A 2732-nucleotide genomic window follows, 5' to 3' on the forward strand; every position below is an offset into this window, starting at 1 on the left:
CTAGGCTTCGCCAACTGGTCCGGCCCGGCGTGGGCCTTGGCCAGCAGCGCGGCGACCGCATCGGCGATCTCCCTCTCCGTGGCATCAGGCAGGCCTTGACGGGCGTGGTCCCAGGCCAGTTCCCCGAACGGGACAGGGACACGGTGCAGGTGCTTCCAGGCGGCCTCGATCCAGCCGCTGCCCGTGCGGTGGTCGCGTACCCAGATGCGGGAGACGTCGTAGGGGTCGTGGTGGACCTCCCAGAGGCCCTTCTTCTCCTTGATGCCGGAAGGCTGGCGTCGCAGCCCGGCTAGGGCAGGGCTGTCATAGGTCCGGCGTTTGATCTTGATGCCGTAGTCGTTGACAGCGCGCCAGACAGAGGGCAGCAGTTCGATGTAGTCGTCGCCGGTGAGGGCGACCGGGACGTAACCGCAGGCTTCGACAAGCGCGGCGTACTTCTCGTTCGGCGTGAACGACCGGTCGGGTGCGGCCGGGTCCCGCAGCCCGTCGTGCGGGCGGTTCTGCCACTTGGCGACGATCCACTCGTCCAGGAGCTCCTGTAGTTCCAGCAAGGTCCACAGTGGTTCCTTGTCCAGGTGCCGTCCGCGGTGATCGGTCTTGTTGCCGGTGAACCCGGGAAGAAACTGGGTGAAGAGTGTGCCCACGGAGGCGAGCATCCTTTCGATGTGCCCCTTCTCGAAGGGAGAGCCCTTGTGCGCCGGCTGGAGGTCGATCTGGAGAAACCGGCAGGACGCGAGGAAGTTGCGCGACATGAACGCCTTCCCGTGATCGCAGACGATCATCTCCGGGACGATCACCGGCCGGGCTGCGGCGTGCTCCAGACGCTCGTCGATGCTCAGCAGCCGCCGGTGCGGCAGCACCGAACGGGACATGTGCAGAGCATCGACCCAGCCCGGCCGCATCAGCTCAGGGGTGACCGTGCGGGCCAGCAGCACGCTGGCATCGACCGCCTTCGTCGTCGGCCGTAGTACTGCCGCAGTTACTGTCCTGGACGCGACGTCGATCATGCCGGTCAGCTCGATCTTGCCGACGACGCCATCGTCCAGGCGGACCAGCACGTCCAGCGGGGTGGAGTCGATCTGCATCACCTCGCCCGGCGCGGACGCGGGCAGTTCACCGAACGGCGCCCTCGCCCCGTGTGCGCGTGACCTGCGGGTTGTTGCTGACCCGGTGGTGTGGGTGCCCGTGGTGAGCTTCGCGAGCAGCCGGTAGAGGGTGCGGCGCGAGGGCAGTATCACCTTGTCGTCCTGCTGGCCGGCCTTGAGGATCTGCTCCGTCCGCCAGAGCAGGAACGTGCCGGTGCGGGTGGAGGCGTCGGTGGCCTCGCCGATCGCCTGGCGCATCGCGGCGACGACCGCGTCGTCCACCGTGCCGTACTTCGGTGTCCTGCGAACTGGCCGGTGATCGGCCAGCCCAAGCACTCCCGAAGTCTCGTAACGGCGTCGGTAGTTCCCGACCGTGCTCGCGCTCACCTTGTGTCCGGTCGCGGCCAGCTCGGCGGCCTTCGACCGTTCCCGTGCGGTCAGCGAACGCGACGGAGCGTACTGCGGTTTCGGCTCCGTGCCCGCCTCGGCGTCTGGAGGCAGTCCGTGCAGGACCTCCAGGATGTGCCCCTCCCACCACAGAGCCTTCTCCAGCGCGGCCCGAGGCAGAGCCTCCAGCAGTGAAACCGGCGGCAGTGGCATCCGGCCCGAGCTGTCCACGACCTCGAAGTCACCATCGGCGAACAGCAGCGCCGGCGGAACAGCCCGCAGCGTGCCACCCATGTCCGACAGCGTCACCGAGCGGCCCGTGACCGCCAGGACCAGCCGGACCTGCCCGTCGAACCGGACCCGTTCTCCGACCGTCAGACCATCCGGCCGAATCAGCCGCCCCATCACAGACCCCCTGCTGACGCGTGCACCAAGGAGTCCGACCCCAGAAGCCGTGCAGACATGTCGGTCGCCAGAACGCCGGACCACAGCAGATGGAACAGCACCGGCAGCACCACCAGCGGATCACCCACCTCCACGGCGCCGGCCCGCAAGGGCCCGGGCTCGCGGAAGACCTCCAGCAGCCGGTGGGCAATGTCCCGGCGCAGACATCGCCGCCTGCGGTAGCGCGACAGCCACCGCATATTCGCCATCAGCAGCGGATCCGGGACGCCGACCCGCACGAACTCCCAGCCGATCGCCCGACAGGCCCGTTCCGTCTCTGCGAAAGCCTCGGCAGCGGTCTCGTCAACGCGGTCGGCCACCCGGACATCGACAACTCGCCCCCGCCCGTCCGCGAGACGCACGAAGTAGTCGGGAGCGTGGCGGCGCTTGCGGTTGCCGTCGTGCCAGTGCAGCCAGAACGGCTGCGAAGCGATCCCCATCACTTGAGGATCGGAGTCCAGAAGGATCAGCCGGTCCCGCTCCAGCCACGACTCGTACCCGATGTGCTCGCCCGTAGTCGCACAGAAGTACCAGCCTGCGAAGCTCTCCCCGCCCTTGGGCCAGCGGAAGGGGCGTACCGGCTCTACCCGCTCGAAACGTACATCCCAGCACGAGGCGAGTGGCCGCCGTACCTGTACCCCGCCCTCCAGGAACCCCAGGTCAAACGCTCCGAGATCCGGATCCACCCACGCACCCGCGAGCTCCCCCACCGCCACCCCTGACGATCAACGCCCCGTGCCACTCAAACTTCGATGACACAAACCTAATGATCATCAACCTTCGATGGCAATGATCAAGGTTCGATGGCAGGGGACA

The 2732-nt window shown here is 67.7% G+C and carries 2 protein-coding genes; both read right to left on the bottom strand.

What is annotated here, in order from left to right; all coding sequences use genetic code 11:
• The coding region (locus ACH4MY_RS38145) for a Mu transposase C-terminal domain-containing protein (RefSeq protein WP_398009448.1) at window positions 1-1877 on the bottom strand (1877 nt) is incomplete at its 3' end.
• The gene (locus ACH4MY_RS38150) at window positions 1877-2602 is read right to left on the bottom strand and encodes a TnsA-like heteromeric transposase endonuclease subunit (protein WP_398009450.1); all 726 of its coding nucleotides are present in this window, start codon (window positions 2600-2602) and stop codon (window positions 1877-1879) included. The genes ACH4MY_RS38150 and ACH4MY_RS38145, both read right to left, overlap by 1 nt.
• Window positions 2603-2732 lie beyond the last annotated feature (130 nt).

The organism is Streptomyces sp. NPDC017246 (genome assembly GCF_044331325.1).
GTDB lineage: Bacteria > Actinomycetota > Actinomycetes > Streptomycetales > Streptomycetaceae > Streptomyces.